The sequence below is a fragment of the Microbacterium sp. LjRoot45 genome (assembly GCF_964253325.1).
Taxonomy (GTDB): Bacteria; Actinomycetota; Actinomycetes; order Actinomycetales; family Microbacteriaceae; genus Microbacterium.
In genome coordinates this window covers 449742-469137 of record NZ_CAXUQM020000001.1, presented here as the reverse complement: position 1 = coordinate 469137, position 19396 = coordinate 449742, and the positions used below count along the sequence as shown (strand labels likewise).

Genomic DNA, 19396 nt, shown 5'->3' with positions numbered 1-19396 from the left:
CCAAGCCTGCAACACGCGCCATCGCGAAGCGACGGGGCTGCAGGCACAAGCCGACCACCATATGAGGGCATGGGGATTGGGAGCGCAACTACCCACTATAGGCCGCGCGACGCGCCATGTCCAGTCGGATTCTTGACCGAGTGCGTGCGCTGCGGTATAACCGCGCGAACGGTGGTGGCAATGGCCCCGCCGCGCCATGATGTCGTCATGATCGGGGTCACCGAACCCGTCATCCGCACCCCCGACCAGCGGATCCGGGTCTTCGTCAGTTCCACCCTGCGCGAGCTCGCCGAGGAGCGTCGCGCAGCCCGTGCGGCCATCGAAGGGCTGCGCCTCGCGCCCGTCATGTTCGAACTGGGCGCGAGGCCGCATCCACCCCGCGCGCTCTACCGCTCCTACCTCGCCCAGAGCGACGTCTTCGTCGGGATCTACGGCGCGAGCTACGGATGGGTCGCTCCCGGCGAGGACATCTCCGGGCTGGAGGACGAGTACCGGCTCGCCCCGCCCGACATGCCGAAACTCATCTATCTCAAGAGTGACGTCGTCCGCGAACCGCGGCTGGAGGAACTGATCGACCGCATCCGTTCCGACGACACCGCCGCCTACCTGTCGTTCGACACCCCCGAGGCGCTCGGCGCCAGGATCGCGAACGATCTCGCGACCATTCTGGCGGAGCGGTTCGACCAGTCACGGGCGCGGGAGGCGGACACCCCGACGCCCTCGGCATCCCTCGTGGCACGTGTGCCCGTCCCGTACACCCGCACGATCGGTCGGGAGGGCGACATCGCGGCGGTGCGCCGACTGCTCGAACGCGGCGAGGATCGCGTCGTCAGCCTGATCGGCCCCGGCGGCATCGGCAAGAGCCGACTGGCGATCGAGACCGCCCTCGCCGCGGCAGACCTGTTCCCCGACGGCACCTACTTCGTCGCTCTCGAGAACGTGCTGGAGCCGGGGCTGCTGCTGCCGACGATTGCGTACGCCCTCGGCATCCGCGACAACGGCGAAGCCGCGCTCGAGGAGCGCCTCTCGCTCGCGCTCGCGGGGCGCCGCGTCCTGCTCGTGCTCGACAACTTCGAGCAGGTGGTCGAGGCCGCGCCCGTGCTGGTGCGCCTGTTCACCGTCGCGCCGCTGGCGAGCTTCCTCGTCACGAGCCGCATCGTGCTGCGCATCCGCGGCGAGCGCGTCTACGAGGTGCCCGCCCTCGTGGCACCCGCCGACGGCGCACCCGCGACGCTCGACCGTGCCGCCCAGTCCTCGGCGTGCGCCCTGTTCGTCGATCGCGCAACCGCCGCCAGCCCCGGATTCGCGCTCACGGCGGAGAACGCGGGTGCCGTCATGGACATCTGCCGACGACTGGAAGGGCTGCCCCTGGCCATCGAGCTCGCCGCCGCGAAAGCGAGGATGCTGACACCTCAGTCGATCGCGGAGCGGCTCGGACGGAGCCTGCCGCTCCTCACCGCGGCCGTACGCGACCTGCCCGAGCGGCACCGGACCATGCGCGCCACCCTGGAGTGGAGCGTGAGTCTCCTCACGCCGCCGCAGCGGGCGATGCTGGAAGACCTCGGTGTCTTCGCCGAGCGGTTCACCGTGGATGCCGTGGAGGCTCTCGGCGAGGGACGGACTTGGGAGGGCGAGATCCTCGACGGCCTCGCCGCGCTCGTGGACGCGTCGCTCGTGAAGCAAGCCCACATCGACGGCCGCGGGGTGCTCTCGCTGCTGGCGATCGTCCGGGAGTACGCGATGGGACGGTTGAAGGAACGGGGCGAAGCCGACCGGATGCGTGCCGCGCACGCCGACTATTACCACCGCTTGGTCGAACGCCTCGCCCCGGAGCTCCGCGGCACGGGGCAGGCGGCGGCGCTTCCCGAGCTGGGTCTCCAGCTGGCCAACCTCCGGGCCGCCATTCGTCACCTCGTGTACACGGGCAGGCTGGACGACGCGGCCGATTTCGCGTGGCGCATGCTCATCTACTGGTGGATCATGGGCCTCTTCGGCGGAGTGCGCGTGTGGATGCTGGAGCTGCTCGGGCGGGACGAACCGATCGCACAGCGCTCGCGGGCGGCGGCGTGGTTCTTCGCCCTCTGGGGCGAGCTGTGGCAACGACCCGCTCAGGAGGTGGTGGCAGGGCTCGGTGAGGTGGCGCGACTGTTCGCCGAGAGCGGCGACGAAGACGCCTCCGCGATGGCGTTCGCCGCGAGGGCGACGGCCCGCGTGCAGCTTCCCGACCCCGACATCGATCTCGCGGAGCGAGAGCTGCGCGACGCCGTCGACCGGCTGGAGCGGGTGGGCAACTCGTGGGCGGAAGCGATCACGCGTGTCTCACTGGGCAGGGTGGCGTGGCTGCGCGGCTCCATCGACGACGCACTCGCTCATCTCGAGCGGGCCTCCGAGATCGCCCAGACCCATGGCGACCGGTTCACGCTGTCGATCGCGGGCAATCAGCGCGGCCGCCTGCTGATCGTCCGCGGCGCGATCGACGAGGCGGAGGAGGTGTTCGTGACGACGCTCGCCCAGTCGGTCCGTCTCCACCACGAGGAGGGGGTCGCGTATGGACTGGAAGGACTGTGCGCCGTCGCCGCCGCGCGGGACGACGCCGAAAGGGCGGGGGAGCTGTCCGCCGCGGCCGCGGCGATCCGTCATCGCGTGGGCGTCTTCGACGTCGAAGCATTCACCGTGCACGCCTTGTCGCTCGACGAGGTGCGCGCCCGGCATCCCGATCGGGTCGCCCGTGGCGAAGAGCACGGACGCACGCTCACCATTGCCGAGGCCGTCTCACGAGCACTGCCCGCCGACCAGGCCGCCGAGGCTGAGAACGCGCTCGCGCATTGGTGACGACGCGCCGCCGCGGCGCGCAGACGAACCGGACGGCCCGGTGTCAGCTCCAGGCCCAGGATGCCAGTACGGCATCCGTCACGGCCTGGCGATCGACGTCGGCGACGTCGGGGCTGAAGGAGAAGGTGACGATGTACGTCTGGTCGTCGCTGTTCAGGTAGAACTGCTCGATCAGGTAGGACGTGTCGCCCGACGCCAGGTTCGCGGAGATGTGCGCAGCCTCCTCACCCGCCACCGTGACGCGCGGCTCCACGCTGACGTCGGTCGCGCCGCCGCCCTCGAGTTCGCCGGGACCGGCGCTCTCCACCTGGTCGAGCTCGACCTTGCCCGCCGGGGACAGGATCACGTTGACGTTGTCCGCGAAGCCGTCGGCGTCGTCGAGGTCGGCGGCGAGGCTGTCGGCGTCGAACCCCTCGATGGGCCCCGGGTCGCCCCAGCCCTCGGGCACGGCGAAGCTGTATCCCGTACCGCTGATCGTGTCGCCGTCGGCGGGTTCGACGGCGGGTGCCGACGAGACGGGCGTGGGTTCGGCCGGCCCGTTCGTGCCCGGCGACGTGCACCCCGCGAGGGCGAGCGAGGCCGCGATCGTGACAGCGGCGAACGGAAGGGCGAGGGGAGACAGACGCGACATGCCCTCCACTCTATGAGTCCGCTGTGGCTGCGCCCACCCCCGGCGTCACCGCGCGTGACGGAATCGCACCCGCGTGCCCGGGCGAGCCTGGGCGAGCCGGTCGCGCGTCGCGTCGGTCACGACCGCCACGACGGGGTATCCGCCCGTCACCGGACCGTCCGGCCCGAGGATCACCGGCAGGCCCGACGGCGGCACCTGGATGGCACCCGGGAGCATCCCCTCGCTCGGCAGCTCCCCCGGCCGCGTCCGCTGCAGGACCGGACCGTCCAGACGGATGCCGACACGATCGGCGTCGCCCGACACCGCCCAGACGGTCGTGAACAGCGCGGTCCGCGACGCCTCGTCGAACCAGTCCGCGCGCGGCCCCGGTGCGACCTCGAGTTCGATCACGTCATCGTCCGGCGGTCCCCACGGCAGGACGTCGGCGGGCGGGACGGGGGCCACGGCATCCGTCGCCAGCGCCAGTTCGTCACCGGCTCGGAGCGGCGCGGGACCGAGGCCCGCGAGCGTGTCGGTCGACCGTGAGCCCACGGCGCGCGGCGCCTCCAGTCCCCCGCGGATCGCCACGTAGGCGCGCACCCCGCGGGCGAAGAGGTCGACGTGGAGCTCCGCACCGGCCGGCCAGCGCTGCGCCGTGTAGGGGTCGACGTCGCTACCGTCGACCCGGATCGGTCCCCACGCGCCCGCGACGGCAAACCAGAGGTCGACGAGCGCCACCACTCGGAGGCCGCCCATCGTGACCTCGATCCCCGCCGCGCCCTCGTCCGTGCCGACGAGCCGCAGCGCGGTGCGAAGAGCTGCCCGGTCGGCGGCGCCCGACGGGGACACCCCCTCCGACGCGTGTCCGGGACGGCCCTGGTCCTGCACCGTCGCCCGCAGCCCCGGCTCGACGATGCGCACGGCCGGCGTCGCCGCGCTGGGGCTCGTCGGCGACGAGGGCCGCAGGGCCACCGCGGGCTGCGGCGCGGCGGACCCCGCCGTCGAGAGCTGCTCGCGCTCCTGCCGGAACCGCACGCGCGCGCCCGGCGACAGGAGCGCGGGCTGCGCGGCATCCGGGTCGAACAGCGTGGCCGGCGTCGTGCCGATCAGCTGCCAGCCGCCCGGCGTCTCCCGCGGGTACGTGCCCGAGAACTCCCCGGCGAGACCGACCGCGCCCGCGGGAACCCGCGTGCGCGGCGTCGCCAGGCGCGGCACGTCGAAGGGCCAGTCCTCGCTCACCAGGTACCCGAATCCCGGAGCGAACCCCGTGAAGGCGACGGTCCACACGGCATCCGCGTGGCGGGCGACGACCTGCTCCGGAGAGAGTCCGATCGCGGCAGCGACGTCTGCGAGGTCGGCCCCGTCGTAACGGATCGGCACCTCCACCTCGAGCGGCGGCGCCTCGGCATCCGTCCCGCGCTCGGCCTCGGCCGCGGCCGCGATCCACGCGCGGGCCGCGCCCGCCGTCAGCACCCGCGGATCGACGCGGACGAGCACGGTGCGCGCCGCCGGGACGACGTCGACGACACCGGGCGGCCGGGATGCCGTCAGCCGCCGGTGCAGGTCGAGCACGGCCTCGAGCGACCCCACTTCGGCCAGCACCGCCGCCTCGCCGAAAGCGCGCAGCGTGGGCGTCACCACGGGGCGTGCACCTCGACGCCGGCGGCATCCAGCGCCGCGCGCACCGACCGGGCCATCGCGACGGCGCCCGGCGAGTCCCCGTGGAGGCAGAGCGAGACGGCCGGGGTGCGCACGAGCGTGCCGTCCACCGCCACGACGGTGCCCTCCCGAGCGAGGCGGAGCGCGCGATCGGCGACGAGGGCGGGGTCGTGGAGCAGCGCACCCGGGTCGGTGCGGGGCACGAGGCGGCCGTCGGGCAGGTAGCCGCGGTCGAGGAACGCTTCGTACACGAACGGGAGACCGGCATCCGCTGCGGCACGGACGATCTCGCCGTCCATCCCCAGCATCGGCACCGCGCGGCCGAGCCGCTCGGACAGATCGGCCACGGCGCCCGTGACCGCACGGGCCGCGCCGGCGTCGGCCGAGACCGCGTGATAGAGCGCGCCGTGCGGCTTGACGTAGCGGATGTCTCCGCCGCACTCCCGAAGCGCGTCGAGCTGCGCGGCCACCTGCGCGCGGAGCGTCGCGGGCTCGATGCGCTGGGCGACGCGGCCGAAGCCGGCGCGGTCGACGTAGGAGGGGTGCGCCCCGACGGCGACACCGCTGCGCCCGGCCCGATCCACCGCTTCCCGCATGGACGCGGTGTCGCCGGCGTGGCCGCCGCACGCGATGGACGCGCTCGAGATGACGGCGAACATGGCCGCGTCGTCGGCCGTGGGGCGGCCGTCGACGGTCTCACCGAGGTCTGCGTTGAGGTCGATCACCGCCATGAGGCCACGGTACCGGCGCGGCGACGTGGGCAACTCCTTCGATCCGACGTCCTGGCCCGGGCGATCGGGGGTACGGGGCCGAATTGCGCACACTTTGGAGGAGTTAGCCACACGCACCGCCGCGGCCGGGGGCGCGGGCGTGTGACGGCGGGGCGCGTTACGACTGCGTAAAGACCGCGACGCGGACCGTGCGCGGCGACCCGCTGCGGGGCAGGATGGTCGCATGTCCCTCCAGACCCGCCCGGCGGCAGCGACGCCGCTCCTCCAGGTCCGCGATATGGCCGTCGACTTCCGCACGGTGGGCGGTGTGGTCCACGCGGTCGAAGCCGCCGACCTCGAGATCGCCGCCGGCGAGACCGTCGCGATCGTCGGCGAGTCCGGGTCGGGCAAGTCGACCACGGCGATGGCCGTCATCGGCCTCCTCCCGGGCAACGGGAAGGTCGTCCGGGGCAGCATCACGCTCGACGGGCAGGAGCTGGTCGGCGCGTCGGAGTCGAGGATGCGGAAGGTCCGCGGCGCGCAGATCGGCCTCGTGCCGCAAGACCCGATGTCGAACCTGAACCCCGTCTCGAAGATCGGGACGCAGGTCGCCGAGACGCTCCTCGCGCACGGCTTGGCGACGACGAAGGACGTCGACCGCAAGGTCGTCGAGACGCTCGCCGCGGCGGGACTCCCCGACGCGGCGGAGCGGGCGAAGCAGTACCCGCACGAGTTCTCCGGCGGCATGCGGCAGCGCGCGCTCATCGCGATCGGACTCGCGTGCAATCCACGGCTCCTCATCGCCGACGAACCGACGAGCGCCCTCGACGTCACGGTGCAGAAGACGATCCTGGATCAGCTCGACCGCATGACGACCGACCTCGGCACGTCGGTCCTGCTCATCACCCACGACCTCGGCCTCGCGGCCGAGCGCGCCGCTCGCGTCATCGTCATGAACCGCGGCCGCATCGTCGAACAGGGCCCCGCCCGCCAGATCCTCGAAGACCCGCAGCACGCCTACACGCAGGCACTCGTCAAGGCGGCGCCCTCGGTGGCGGTCGCCCGCCTGCGGCCCGAGGTATTCCGCACCGACGCCCGACCGTCGACGGACGTCCCGGTGACAGACGGCCCGGCGAGCGCCGCACCGACGACACCGGATGCCACGGCGCCCGCCCCCGTCGACAACATCGTCGAGGTCGAGAACCTCACCAAGGTGTACAAGATCCGCGGCAAGAAGGAGGACTTCACGGCGGTCTCCGACGTCTCCTTCGCGATCCCGCGCGGCGAGACCGTCGCGATCGTGGGCGAGTCGGGCTCGGGCAAGACCACGACGGCGCGGATGCTGTTGAAGGTGGTGGAGCCGACGTCGGGAGCTCTCCGGTTCGAGGGACAGGACGTCGCGACGCTCAAGGGTCGCGCGCTCCGCGAGTTCCGTCAAAAGGTGCAGCCCATCTTCCAGGACCCATACTCGTCGCTGAACCCCATGTTCACGATCGAGCGCATCGTCTCGGAGCCACTCGACTTCTACAAGCGCGGCTCGGCGAAAGAGCGCGACGCGCGCGTGCGGCAGCTCCTCGACGACGTCGCCCTCCCCCAGACGATGCTGCGCCGCTACCCGTCGGAGCTCTCGGGAGGACAGCGCCAGCGTGTCGCGATCGCGCGGGCCCTCGCGCTCAACCCCGAGCTCATCGTGTGCGACGAGCCCGTGTCGGCGCTCGACGTGCTCGTGCAGGATCAGATCCTCACGCTCCTGCGCGACCTCCAGTCGGAATACGGCCTGAGCTACCTCTTCATCTCCCACGACCTCGCCGTCGTGCGTCTCATCAGCGACTACGTGTGCGTCATGAAGGACGGTCAGCTCGTGGAGGCCGCTTCCAGCGAGGAGATCTTCACGAACCCCCGCGACCCGTACACGCGGCGCCTGCTGGCATCCATCCCCGGCAACGAGCTCGACATCGCGGTCTGACGCGACACGTCGCGCCGCGTCACCGTCGCGCCGCGTGAGGCGGGCGGATGCCGGTCAGCGTGCGCGGGTGCGGGGGTCCATGGCCTCGCGGAGCGCTTCGCCGAGCAGTGTGAAGCCCAGCGCGGTGACCGAGATGCAGATGCCGGGAAGGAACGCGAGCCACGGGGCGATCGCCAGTTCCGCCTGCGCGTAGGTGAGCATGCGTCCCCACTCGGCGGTCTGCGGCAGGCCGCCGCCGAGTCCGAGGAACGACAGCGCCGCCGCGTCGATGACGGCCGTCGCCAGCGACAGGGTGCCCTGCACGATGACCGGCCCGACGGAGTTCGGCAGCACGTGGCTCATCGTGATGGTGCCGCGTCCGAGGCCGAGGGTCTGCGCCGACAGCACGTAGTCCGCCGATCGCTGCTGCAGCATCGAGGCGCGCAGCAGTCGCGCGAACACGGGCACCTGAGAGGCACCGATGGCGATCATGACGGCCGTCTGCGACTGCCCGAGGATCGCCGCGATCGACACCGCCAGCAGCAGGTTCGGCACCGAGAGCAGGATGTCGACGAAGCGCATGATGACGTTGTCGACCCACCCGCCGAACATGCCGGAGAGGAGCCCGAGGATCATGCCTCCGAGGAGGCCGAGGGCCGTGGAGATGACGCCGATCATGAGGGATGCCTGCGCACCCCAGATGAGCTTGGACAGCACGTCGCCGCCGAACCGGTCGAGTCCCAGCGGGAACTCGGCGATCTCCCCGGGGCCGGGGATGTGGGTCGGCGTGATGTATCGCTGGCCGGGGAGCTCGGTCGGCCCGAACGGCGCCAGCAGCGGCGCGAGAGCGGCCACGAGCAGGAACAGCAGCACGATGATGGCGCCGACCCAGGCGGACGGGTTGTGGCGCAGGCGCGCGAAGACGTCGCGCCAGAATCCGCCCTTCGTCTGCGTGTTCTGCACCTGACGCTCGGCGGCGTCGTCGGCGGGACCGCCGCCCGGCGCCGGCGGGAGGATCGCGGAAGTCATTGGACCCTCACTCTCGGGTCGATGACGCTGTACGAGACGTCGACCAGCAGGTTGATGAGCGCGTAGAGCACGGCGATGAAGAGGATGAACCCCTGGAGCACGGGGAAGTCCCTCGTGAAGATGGCGCGCGCGAGGAACGATCCGATGCCCGGGAAGGCGAACACCGTCTCGGTGAGGACCGCGCCGGAGATGAGGAGCCCCGTCTGCAGACCGATGGTGGTCACGACGGGGAGCATCGCGTTGCGGAGGATGAACCGGCCGCGCAGCGTCTGCCGCGAGATGCCCTTCGCCATCCCCGTGCGCACGTAGTCGGCGTTCTGCACCTCGAGCACCGACGCCCGCGTGATGCGGACGATGATCGCCAGCGGGATCGTCCCGAGGGCGATCGCCGGGAGGATGAGGTGGAGCACGGCATCCCATGCGGCGTCGAACTCCCCCGTGAGGAGGCCGTCGAGCACGTAGAAGTTCGTGTAGTGCGTCGCGTCGATACGGGCGTCCTGCCGACCGTCGGACGGCAGCCAGCCGAGCTGCACGGCGAAGACGTACTTGAGGATGAACGCGAGGAAGAAGACGGGGATCGTGATGCCGACGAGGCTGAGGGCGACCGCAGAGTGGTCGCTCCACTTCCCGTGGCGCCGCGCGGCCCAGTAGCCGAGCGGGATGCCGACGCCGACGGCGATGATCATAGCCGCGACCGACAGTTCGATCGTGGCGGGGAAGCGACGGGCGAACTCCTCGATGACGGGACGTCCGGTCTGGATCGAGCTGCCGAAGTCGCCCTGCAGCAGCCGTCCGAGCCACGTCACGTACTGCTCGATGAGGGGCCGGTCGAAGCCGTACAGCCGGTTGATCTCGGCGACCGCCTCCGGGGTCGCCCGTTCGCCGAGGAGGGCGACGGCGGGACCGCCGGGCAGGGCGCGGACCCAGAAGAACAGCAGGATCGTGAGCCCGAGAAGGGTGGGGATCAGCAGCAGGATGCGCCGACCGATGGTGCGTAGCACGGGATGCGACTCCAGTGGGTGGGGAGGTGACGCGGATGCCGCGACCGGGTGCGCCGGTCGCGGCATCCGCCGTTCGGGCCGTCTTACTCGGACAGCACGATCATGTTGTACACCTCGTCCTGGACGGGGCTGGCGGGATACTCCGTGACGCGCGCGTCGAACGCGAGCGTGGGCACGGGGTGGGCCAGCGGCACGCCCGGGATGAACTGGGCGATCTGCTCGTTGATCGCCTCGTAGGCCGGAACCTGCTCCTCTTCGGTCTTGAGGCCACGGGCCTCGGTGAGCGCCGAGAACAGCTCCGGGTTGTCGAAGCCCCACTCGTTCGTCTCGGCGCCGAAGAAGACGCCCACGAAGTTGTCGGGGTCGTTGTAGTCGCCCGTCCAGCCGAGCAGGTGGATGCCGTGGTCGGATCCGCCCTGCATGCGGTCGAGGTACTCGCCCCACTCGTTGGACTCGGCCGTGATCTTCACGCCGACCGCCTCGAGCTGGCTCTGCAGGTTCGCGAAGATCTGCTCGGGGTTGGGCATGTACGGACGCGAGATGTTCACGGGGTAGTTGAACAGGATCTCGAGCGGGTTGGACTCGTCGTAGCCGGCCTCGGCCAGGAGCGCCTTGGCGGCCTCCGGGTCGTAGTCGTACGTTGTGACATCGGGGTTCCAGCCGATGACCGTGTCGGGCATGAACTGCGTCGCCGCGACCGTGCCCTCCGGCAGCACCTGCGAGATGAGCGCGTCCTTGTCGATCGCCTGCGTCAGCGCCTGGCGCACCTTGATGTCGTCGAGACCCTCGGCGGCCTGGTTGAAGGCGAGGTAGAGGACGTTGAACGGCGCACGGTTGACCAGGTTGAAGCCGGCGTCCTCGAGGGCGCCGAGGTCGGCGGGGGCCACGAGGTCGAAGCCGTCGATGGAGCCCGACTCGAGCGCCTGACGACGGGCGGTGGTGTCGCCGATCACCTTGAAGATGACCTTCTCGACCTGGCCCTGCTCGCCCCAGTAGTCGTCGTAGACCGAGACGGTGGCCTCGGCGCCCGGCTCCCACGAGTCGAACTTGAACGGGCCGGTGCCGGTCGGGTGACCGGTCGCGTACTCGCTCTGCGTCGGAGCCTCCTCGGTGCCGCCGACCTCGTCGGCGTTGTACTCCTCCAGCGCCGTCGGGCTCTGGATCGCGAACGCGGGGAGCGACAGGGCGGGGATGAAGCCTGCGAACGGCTGCGTGAGCGAGATGACGACCTCGGTGTCGCTCGTGGCCTCGCACCCGGCGTAGATGGACGTGCCGGTGTCGGCATAGCCGCGCATGAGGGCGCCCCAGTAGTACGACATGCTCGCGCTCTGAGCGACGCCCGTGAAGTTGTTCTGCCGGTCGAAGTTGAAGCACACCGCGTCGCCGTTGAAGGCGCTGCCGTCGTGGAAGGTCACGCCCTCCTTGAGCTGGAACGTGTAGGACAGTCCGTCCTCGGACTGCTCCCACGACTCCGCCAGGAGCGGTGCCGGGTCGGCGGTTCCCGGCTCGACGCCGACGAGACCCTCGAAGATCTGGCGCGAGATGCGGAACGACTCGCCGTCGCTGGCGAACGCGGGGTCGAGGCTCGACGGGTCGCCGGACGCGCCGAACACGAACGTCGTGTCGACGTCGCTCGGAGCCTCCGACTCCTCCTGACCACGCTGGCTGCTGCAGGCCGTCAGCACGAGGCCGCTGATGGCGACCGCCGTGACGGCGACCAGCGCACGCCTTCTCGAAGTGAAGAGCATTGTGGACCTTCCGTTGTACGAGCCCGGCATGGGGCGCGGGCATGCGCCGCCGGGGATGCGATCGACGCTACCTGTGAACCGGCTGAGCAACGGTTACACCTTTGTCTCGATCCTGTTTCGTCGTCCGGGCTACCGTGGAGACATGGCGCGGGCACGGATCGAGGAGGCGGGACCCTCGGCGCGCCTGTCCGACGGAACGCTCGCACGCGTCGTGCCCAGCCGGTTCGCCGGGGGGTGGGAGCTCGACGTCGACGGCACGCCGCAGTCCCACGTCGACCTCGACGACCCCACGCATCTGCACTTCGAGTACATCGCCCGCATGGCCGCGGTGATCGACCTGCTGCGGATGCCGGGGCAGCCGCTGACCGCCGTCCACCTGGGTGCGGGCGCCCTGACGCTCCCCCGCTACGTCGAGCACACGCGGCCCGGTTCGCGCCAGCAGGTGATCGAGCTGGAGCAGGCGCTCGTCGATCTGGTGCGCGAGAACCTCCCCCTCCCCCGCGGCGCCCAGCTGCGGGTGCGGATCGGCGATGCGCGCGACGTCGCCGGACGGCTTCCTGCCGGACTCCGGGGCGCCGCCGACCTCGTCGTCTCGGACGTGTTCGCCGGCGCGCAGACGCCCGCCCACCTCACGACCGTCGAGTACTACCGCACGCTGGCGGGCCTCCTCGCACCGACCGGTGTGCTGCTCGTGAACGTCGCGGACGGCGTCGGACTGGCGTTCGCGCGCCGCCAGGTGGCGACGGTGCGCGCCGTGCTCGAGCACGTCGTCGTGCTCGCCGAGGTGCAGACGCTCAAGGGCCGACGCTTCGGCAATCTCGTCATCGCGGCGTCCGCCGCACCGCTGCCGACCACGTGGCTCCCGCGCCTCATGGCGGCCGGCCCGCACCCCGCGAAGGTCGCGCAGGGATCGGAGCTCGACGAGTTCGCGCGCGGGGCCCGGGTGAGCGTCGACGCGGATGCCGAGGCGTCGCCGAAGCCCGCGGCATCCGTCTTCGATCGGTGATCCGGCGCGCCCTCGCGATGTTCGCCGAGTGACGGGTGAGACTGGAGGGGCGAACCGCGCGGCATCGGAGGGAGACACGGTGAGCTACATCCTCGGATACGACCCGGACACGCTGCGCGAGAAGGTCGACCCGCGTCGCTGCAAGGAGCGCCTGAGCGAACTCGGCGATCAGCGGAGCCTTCCCGCCCTGCTGGAGCGCGTGTGGCTCTTGAAGGTGCTCGACCGGCTCGAGGACGCTCTCGTCGTCTCGGAGCAGTCGGTGCGCGTCGCCCGCATGGGCGGCACCCGCAAGGACCTGCTGCGCGCCCGCATCCTGCACGCGACCGTCATGCAGTTCCGCGGTGCCTACGCCGCCGCCGTGCAGGAGCTCACGACGTGCGCCGAAGAGGCCGAAGGCCAGCGCTGGGCGGCGCTGGCGGCGTTCGCCTACCAGCACCGCGGCAAGGTGCACTACGACGCCGGCGACTTCGCCGACGCACGCGCCGACTTCAAGCGCGCGCTCTTCCTGCGTCAGGAATCGGGCGCTCCGGAGGAGCAGCTGGAGTCGACGCTGCTCGCGATCGAGGCCGCCGACCGGCGTCGCACCGCCGTCGCGTCCTGAGTGTCCGCGGCCCGACGTACACTGCCCGCATGACCGATCTGCTCGACGTCCGTCGCGACGCGGAAGCGCTCATGTCGGCGCACCTCGACGCGTCGTGGACGTTCGCGTTCGACAACGCCAAGCGCCGCGCCGGCGCCTGCGACTACACGCGCCAGCGCATCACGCTGTCGCGGTATCTCTCCGCACGCTACGACGCCGAGACCAACAGGCAGACCATCCTCCACGAGATCGCGCACGCGCTCGCGGGTGCCCGCGCCGGCCACGGCGTCGCCTGGAAGCGGGCGGCGCGCGCGATCGGCTACACCGGCGGGGTGACCCACCACGGCGAGACGGCGACCGAGCTCGCGCCGTGGGTCGGGGTGTGCCCGGCCGGACACGTCGCGTACCGCCACCGCCGTGCCTCCCGCCCGACCTCGTGCGCGAAATGCTCGCCGCGCTTCGACGACCGCTACCTCTTCTCCTGGACACGACGCGAGATCACGCGGGCCGCGCGGGTCGCAGCCATGACACCCCGCTGAGGGGGGCGGAACTTCGCGTTTCGACTCGGCGTTTCGACTCGTCGCTGCGCTCCTCGCTCAACGACCGGGGAACGGGGGTCCACTTCGACTCGGCGTTTCAACTCGTCGCTGCGCTCCTCGCTCAACGACCGGGGGGAACGGGGCGCGGGCGGGGAGTCAGGCGGCGGTGAAGACGCCGTCGCGCAGCACGGTGGCGACGGCGACGGCATCCGTCTGCGCCGCATGCAGCACCTCGTCGCGGGCGTCGCGGTCCAGCAGCTCCTGGCCCGATCCCGACGCCGTCAGCAGGTGCCGCACGGCGCCGCGCAGTCCCCGGAACGACTCGCACGCCGCCGCCGCGTCCGGGGAGGTGTGGTCGACGCCGAGGGTTCCGAGGGCGTCGATGACCGCCCCCGCCCCCAACTGGTCCTCGACCGCGAACCGCAGCGCGGCGCCGACGTCTCGGGAGGCGAGCTCGCCGGCGGCGATCACGGCGATGCTCGTGCGTCCCCCGCGCCGAACCTGCTCGGCGAGCACGGCCCGCGCCGTCGCCGCCGCATTGCGCAGACACCCGAGGAACACCGTCGCGCCCGTGGCCGCGGCGTAAGCGGCGACCGCTGCGCCATTCAGCGACACCGCGTGCGCGGCTTCGTCGAGCGGCACCGATTCGCCGGCGCCGACGCGGTCGGCGACCGTCGTGCTGAAGCTCAGCACGTCGACCACGACGACGACGTCGGCGGGGGCGAGCCGGTCGAGTCCGGCCGCGCCCCACTCGAAGCGGACCTGATAGCGGGACTGGTCGAAGGGGGAGCTCACCGTCCCAGGCTAGGGGCCTCCGCCCCAGGCCGGGGACGGTGCAAGACTGGGGCATGCGCATCCTGCTGAAGACCGTGCTCGACTGCGACGCGGACGCCGCGTGGCGGGCGCTGCACTCCCCCCGCGTCGTCGCCGAACTGTACGGGCCGCTGCTCGAACTGGAGCCGATGGCATCCGGCGGCCTGCCGACCTCGCTCGAGCCCGGCACCGACGTCCCCGTGCGGATGATGCTCGCCGGCGCCGTGCCGCTCGGCGCGCAGCTCATCCATGTCAGCGATCGGCGCACCGAGACGACGGAAGGCCCCGTGCGCATCTTCCGTGACAGCGGCATCCCCCTGACGGGCCCCCTGGCATCCCTCGACGTCTGGGACCACCAGATGGCCGTGTCGCCCGCGCCCGGCGACCCGACGCGCACGCTGTGGCGCGAGCGGCTCGTTATCGGCGGACCGACCGCCGCCGCCCTGTGGCCCGTCCTGTGGACCGTGTGGCAGTGGCGGGCCCTGCGGCTGCGGCGCCTCGCACCGACCTGGGCGCACGATCCGGAAGCGGAGTCGGCCCCCGTGGCTGCACCCGGCTCGGACGGGCCGCGCGGCTAACTCCTTCGATCCGCGCGCAGATCGGCGCCCAGAAGGGCATCGGGCCGGGTTCTCGCCCGGATCGAAGGAGTTCGCCACGCAGCGCACGCGGCAGCGCTACGCGGCAGCGGTACCGGCTCTACTCGGCGAGCACCTCGACGGGGGTCGCGCGGGTCGCGAGCCGCGTCGGCACGACGGCGGCGATGAGCGTCAGCACGGCGGTGGCCGCGACGACGACGAGCGTCGGCCCGACCGGCACGGCCGGCAGAACGAGCGTGGGCGACTGCCACAGCGGCGGCATCGGCACCGAACCGAGCACCGCCTGCGCCGCCACCCACCCGTAGGCCGTGCCCAGCACGAGCCCGAAGGCGAGCGCCGTCACCGTCACGTGCGTCGCCTCGAGCAGCACCATGCTGCGCACCTGACGCGCCGTCAGTCCGAGGGCCCGGAGGAGTCCGAGCTCTCGACGCCGCTGCACGACACCGATCGTGAGCAGGTTCACGAGCCCGACCGCGGCGATGACGGCGCTCACGGCGACGAGGGCCATCATCACCCCCGCAAAGGAGTCGACCATCTGTGAGAAGTAGAGGTCGGGCTCTCCCCCGCTGGACGCCGTGATGAGCACCTTCGCCGACTCCGCCGCCACCGCGAACATCGTCACGAGCGCGACGCCCATGACCACGCCGATCGCCATGCGGCTCGACCTCTCCGGGTAACGCAAGGCGTTCTCGGCCGCGAGGCGCGCCGTCGCCGAGCGGCCGAACAGCCGGCCCGTCAGACGCAGGAGCGGGGGCATGATGACCGCCGCCGCCAGCGTGAGCGCCGTGAAGGAGAACAGTCCGCCGAAGAAGGCGACCACGACGCCGAGCGGACTCAGGAGCCCCAGCAGCAGTCCGCCCACGAGCAGCAGGATGCCGAGGGCACCGAGCGCGACGGTGACCGCGTTGCGGCCGCGGTGCGCCGCGACGTCCTCGTGCGTCTGCTCGACCGACCCGCCGAGGGCCTGGAGCGGGGTCACGGTGAGGACGCGCCGTGACCCCGCCCACGCCGCCGCCCAGGTGGTCAGGGTCACCGCGACCGCGGGCAGGACGAGGGTCGGCTGGAGGACGTCGTAGGCGACGCCGCCGCCGAGCGCCCGACCGAGGATCGGGATCGTGACGGCGGTCGCGGCCGTGCCAAGCACGAGTCCCGTCACCGCGCCGATCGCCCCCACGACGAACCCCTGCGACGCGATCTCCGTACGCTGCGACCGTGCCGAAGCCCCGATGAGCCGCAGCAGGGCGATCCGCCGGGTGCGCCCGGCGACGATTGTCGCGAACGTGTTGGCGGTGACGATCGCCGCGACGTACACCGCGACGGCCAGCAGCAGCATCCCCAGGATGCCGACGACCACCGCGAGCGTGTCGGAGGTGCCGTACGTCGGGGTGGCGAGCATGGCCGCACCGATGTAGCCGGTCGCGCTGATGAGGGCGACGCCGAAGGCTGTCGAGATGGCCGCGACGAGGATCGTGGCCCCCATCCCGCGTTCACGCAGCCACGCCAGTCGACCCGCACCCCGCGCGACGGATGCCGTCATCGGCATCCGTTCTGCGACCGCGGTCATGCCGTCACCTCGGCGGCGAGCATGTGGGCCGAGATCTGCTCGGCGGTCTGTCGAGGCTTGTCGGCGACGACGCGTCCGTCGCCGAGGAACACGACGCGGTCCGCGTACGAGGCGGCGACCGGGTCGTGCGTGACCATCGCGATGGACTGGCCGTGTTCGCGGCTGGCGGCCGCGAGGAGGGCGAGCACCTCGCGGCTCGAGCGCGAGTCGAGGTTGCCGGTGGGCTCGTCGGCGAAGACGAGGTCGGGGGCCGTGGCGAGGGCGCGAGCGATCGCGACGCGCTGCTGCTGACCGCCGGACAGCTGGTGCGGGCGGTGCCGCAGGCGAGGCCCGAGCCCGAGGGTCTCCACGAGCCCGTCGATGCGTGCGCGCTCCAGTGCCGAGGGGCGGCGCCCGTCGAGGTCGAACGGGAGCATGATGTTGCCGATCGCGTCGAGGGTGGGCACGAGGTTGAACGCCTGGAAGACGAAGCCGACGCGGCGCCGGCGCAGGATCGTGAGCTCCAGGTCGGAGAGCCCCGTGATGTCGGTGTCGCCGATCCACGCACGGCCCGACGTCGGCGCGTCGAGGCCCGCCATGATGTGCATGAGCGTGGACTTGCCCGAGCCGGACGGTCCCATGACGGCGGTGAACTCGCCGCGACGGATGCCGACGGTGACGGCGTCGAGGGCGCGGACGCCGCTCTCCCCGGCGCCGAAGGTCTTGGTGAGGTTCTGCACTCGCGCCGCGAGGCCCAGGTCTGTGGTCGTGATCTCCATGACATCGACGTTATGGATCGCCTGTGCGTGGGCGCGTCGTCCGTCCGTCGCGATCACCTACATCGGAAGGATGATCCCGGCGGCGCGCGGGGAGGAGGCGCGGCTCAGGCGAGCCCGTGCTCGAAGGCGAACACCACGAGCTGCACGCGGTCACGGAGACCGAGCTTGGTGAGGATGCGGCTGATGTGGGTCTTCACGGTCGCTTCCGAGAGGAACTCGCGCGCCGCGATCTCGGCGTTGGACAGCCCGCGCGCGGCGAGCGCGAAGATCTCCCGCTCGCGATCGGTGAGCGCGGCGAACGCGGGCGGTGGAGTCTGCGCGGTGTCGCCGAAGTGCGCGAACAGCTCCCGCGTGGCCGCGGCGGCGATGACCGACGACCCGGCGTGGACGGTGCGGATCGCGGCGAGCAGGAACTCGGGGTCGGCATCCTTCAGGAGGAATCCGCTCGCCCCTTGCCGGATGGCGCGCGCCGCCGCTTCGTCGAGGTCGAACGTCGTCAGCATCACGACCCGCGGCGGCTCGTCGCCGAACGACGGGTCAGCCAGCAGCTCCGCGGTGGCGGCGAGGCCGTCCATCACCGGCATCCGGATGTCCATCAGCACGACATCGGGACGCTGCGCCCGAACGACGCGCACGGCTTCCGCGCCGTCGCCGGCTTCCCCCACGACCTGCAGGTCGGGCTGGGAGTCGATGACCATGCGGATGCCGGCGCGGAACAGGGCCTGGTCGTCGACGAGGACGACGCGGATCGGGGTGCTCATACCGCGGCCCCGATCGGGATGGTGGCGCGCACGGTGAAGACGTCGCCGTCGAGTCCCGCCTCGAACGTGCCGCCCACGAGCTGTGCGCGCTCGCGCATGCCGATGAGGCCGTGCCCGCGCGAGTCGCCGGTGGCCGAGCCGGCGGAGGCGGGGTTGCGGACGATCAGGCTCACGCGGTCAGGATGCCACGACAGCCCGACGTCGACGGCACCTCCCGCGCCGTGTCGGAGGGCGTTGGTGAGAGCCTCCTGCAGGATCCGGTACACCGCCAGCTGGGCCGCGGCCGGCGGCTCGGCGACAGGGGCCGGGTCGACGTCGACCCGCAGATCGACGCCGGCGGCGCGGACGTGCGCGTAGAGCTGCTCGAGATCGGCAAGGGTCGGCTGCGGGCCTGGTCCTTCGCTGTGGCGCAGCTGCGTCAGCAGCATGCGCACGTCGGCGAGGGCGGAGCGCGCGGCCCCGGAGATGGCGGCGAGCGCGTCGGTCGCGGCGTCGGGATTGCGGGCTGCGGCGTAGCGGGCGCCGTCGGCCTGCGCGATCACGACGGCGAGCGAGTGGGCGACGACGTCGTGCATGTCACGGGCGATGCGATTGCGCTCCGCCTCGACCACGGTCTCCGCTTCAGCCCTCTCCTGGGCGCGGCGGTTCTCCCGCGCGCGCAGGGCCGTCCTCACCAGCGCGCCGACGGTCCAGGACAGGAGCAGGGCGAGTGCCGCGCTGAAGAAGACGGTGATGCCGACGATGAGATTCGCCTCGATGGCGCCCATGAGGCTCCATCCGCCGCGGATGAGCGGCGGGACGATCAGGTAGGCGGTGATCGCGACCGCGCCGACGACCGCGGAGGCGAATCCGACCCAGAACAGCGTGCGCGTGCCGTAGGCGGCGGTGACGTACAGGATGCCGAAGATCGCGACGTTGGCCGGGAGCGGCGGGAGCCCGAAGCTCATCTGCACGAGCGCGAGCACCCACGCGAGGGTGAGGGCGAGGGGCGGCGACCACCGCCGGATGCCGAGTGCCACCGAGAATCCGGCGGTCAGCACGACCGCCGCCACGACGCTCGCGGTCGTGTCGACGCCGTTCCAGTAGCCGTAGGGCAGGACGGTGAACAGTACCGTGCCGAGGAAGAACAGCACGGCCACGACGATGTCGACGGTCAGCTGGTATCGCTCGAGGGGGCGGAACACCCTTCGACGCTACGCGAGCGTGGTGCCCGACGGCATCCGTCGGGGGATGTATCCGCGCCGC

At 71.8% G+C, this 19396-nt stretch carries 17 protein-coding genes; 6 read left to right on the top strand and 11 right to left on the bottom strand.

The genetic code is table 11. From position 1 onward, the window contains the following. Positions 1 to 207 precede the first annotated feature (207 nt). Positions 208 to 2832 (top strand): DUF4062 domain-containing protein, encoded by a 2625-nt coding sequence (locus ACSQ18_RS02040; RefSeq protein WP_436035388.1) that lies wholly within the window; start codon positions 208 to 210, stop codon positions 2830 to 2832. A 43-nt stretch (positions 2833 to 2875) separates the two neighbouring features. On the opposite strand, the gene ACSQ18_RS02035 is transcribed toward ACSQ18_RS02040, so the two are convergent. Genes ACSQ18_RS02035 through ACSQ18_RS02025 form a run of 3 tightly spaced genes read right to left on the bottom strand, consistent with a single transcriptional unit; the run spans position 2876 to position 5832 of the window. Continuing rightward, the gene (locus tag ACSQ18_RS02035) at positions 2876 to 3463 is read right to left on the bottom strand and encodes a hypothetical protein (protein WP_436035387.1); all 588 of its coding nucleotides are present in this window, start codon (positions 3461 to 3463) and stop codon (positions 2876 to 2878) included. 45 nt (positions 3464 to 3508) lie between these two features. Further along, positions 3509 to 5083, bottom strand: a complete 1575-nt coding sequence (locus ACSQ18_RS02030; protein WP_436035386.1) for a 5-oxoprolinase/urea amidolyase family protein — start codon at positions 5081 to 5083, stop codon at positions 3509 to 3511. Further along, the gene (locus tag ACSQ18_RS02025; RefSeq protein WP_436035385.1) at positions 5077 to 5832 is read right to left on the bottom strand and encodes a LamB/YcsF family protein; all 756 of its coding nucleotides are present in this window, start codon (positions 5830 to 5832) and stop codon (positions 5077 to 5079) included. Before ACSQ18_RS02025 ends, ACSQ18_RS02030 begins: the two co-directional genes overlap by 7 nt. 223 nt (positions 5833 to 6055) lie before the next feature. Between ACSQ18_RS02025 and ACSQ18_RS02020 the strand changes: the two genes are divergently transcribed. Further along, a complete protein-coding gene (locus ACSQ18_RS02020) occupies positions 6056 to 7777 on the top strand; it encodes an ABC transporter ATP-binding protein (protein ID WP_436035384.1) in 1722 nt (573 codons plus the stop codon). A gap of 54 nt (positions 7778 to 7831) precedes the next feature. On the opposite strand, the gene ACSQ18_RS02015 is transcribed toward ACSQ18_RS02020, so the two are convergent. From ACSQ18_RS02015 to ACSQ18_RS02005, 3 genes are all read right to left on the bottom strand, one after another. Next, a complete protein-coding gene (locus ACSQ18_RS02015; protein ID WP_436035383.1) occupies positions 7832 to 8785 on the bottom strand; it encodes an ABC transporter permease in 954 nt (317 codons plus the stop codon). Then, positions 8782 to 9786: an ABC transporter permease gene (locus ACSQ18_RS02010; protein ID WP_301039240.1), complete on the bottom strand. Its 1005-nt coding sequence runs from the start codon at positions 9784 to 9786 to the stop codon at positions 8782 to 8784. The genes ACSQ18_RS02015 and ACSQ18_RS02010 overlap by 4 nt, the downstream gene beginning before the upstream one ends. A gap of 83 nt (positions 9787 to 9869) precedes the next feature. After that, positions 9870 to 11534, bottom strand: coding sequence for an ABC transporter substrate-binding protein (locus ACSQ18_RS02005; protein ID WP_144807076.1), 1665 nt, complete (start codon positions 11532 to 11534; stop codon positions 9870 to 9872). Positions 11535 to 11676: 142 nt separating this feature from the next. Between ACSQ18_RS02005 and ACSQ18_RS02000 the strand changes: the two genes are divergently transcribed. The 3 genes from ACSQ18_RS02000 to ACSQ18_RS01990 all read left to right on the top strand — a co-directional run bounded on the left by ACSQ18_RS02000 (position 11677) and on the right by ACSQ18_RS01990 (position 13659). Further along, entirely contained in the window at positions 11677 to 12540 is an 864-nt protein-coding gene (locus ACSQ18_RS02000; RefSeq protein WP_436035382.1) for a spermidine synthase, read from the top strand. A gap of 79 nt (positions 12541 to 12619) precedes the next feature. Continuing rightward, a complete protein-coding gene (locus tag ACSQ18_RS01995) occupies positions 12620 to 13141 on the top strand; it encodes a hypothetical protein (RefSeq protein ID WP_436035381.1) in 522 nt (173 codons plus the stop codon). A gap of 29 nt (positions 13142 to 13170) precedes the next feature. Then, positions 13171 to 13659, top strand: coding sequence for a SprT-like domain-containing protein (locus ACSQ18_RS01990; protein ID WP_436035380.1), 489 nt, complete (start codon positions 13171 to 13173; stop codon positions 13657 to 13659). A 156-nt stretch (positions 13660 to 13815) separates the two neighbouring features. On the opposite strand, the gene ACSQ18_RS01985 is transcribed toward ACSQ18_RS01990, so the two are convergent. Further along, positions 13816 to 14454 (bottom strand): 2-phosphosulfolactate phosphatase, encoded by a 639-nt coding sequence (locus ACSQ18_RS01985; protein ID WP_436035379.1) that lies wholly within the window; start codon positions 14452 to 14454, stop codon positions 13816 to 13818. 53 nt (positions 14455 to 14507) lie between these two features. On the opposite strand from ACSQ18_RS01985, the gene ACSQ18_RS01980 reads away from it, so the two are divergent. Further along, a complete protein-coding gene (locus ACSQ18_RS01980; protein WP_436035378.1) occupies positions 14508 to 15050 on the top strand; it encodes a hypothetical protein in 543 nt (180 codons plus the stop codon). 118 nt (positions 15051 to 15168) lie between these two features. Here ACSQ18_RS01980 and ACSQ18_RS01975 read toward each other — a convergent pair whose 3' ends face one another. From ACSQ18_RS01975 to ACSQ18_RS01960, 4 genes are all read right to left on the bottom strand, one after another. Beyond that, positions 15169 to 16632 carry an FtsX-like permease family protein gene (locus tag ACSQ18_RS01975; protein ID WP_436035377.1) on the bottom strand — a complete coding sequence of 488 codons (1464 nt, stop codon included), beginning with the start codon at positions 16630 to 16632 and terminating at the stop codon, positions 15169 to 15171. Next, positions 16629 to 17390, bottom strand: a complete 762-nt coding sequence (locus ACSQ18_RS01970) for an ABC transporter ATP-binding protein (protein WP_436035376.1) — start codon at positions 17388 to 17390, stop codon at positions 16629 to 16631. Before ACSQ18_RS01970 ends, ACSQ18_RS01975 begins: the two co-directional genes overlap by 4 nt. Positions 17391 to 17494: 104 nt before the next feature. Next, positions 17495 to 18151: a response regulator gene (locus tag ACSQ18_RS01965; RefSeq protein ID WP_436035375.1), complete on the bottom strand. Its 657-nt coding sequence runs from the start codon at positions 18149 to 18151 to the stop codon at positions 17495 to 17497. Then, positions 18148 to 19335 carry a sensor histidine kinase gene (locus ACSQ18_RS01960; RefSeq protein WP_436035374.1) on the bottom strand — a complete coding sequence of 396 codons (1188 nt, stop codon included), beginning with the start codon at positions 19333 to 19335 and terminating at the stop codon, positions 18148 to 18150. The genes ACSQ18_RS01965 and ACSQ18_RS01960 overlap by 4 nt, the downstream gene beginning before the upstream one ends. Positions 19336 to 19396 lie beyond the last annotated feature (61 nt).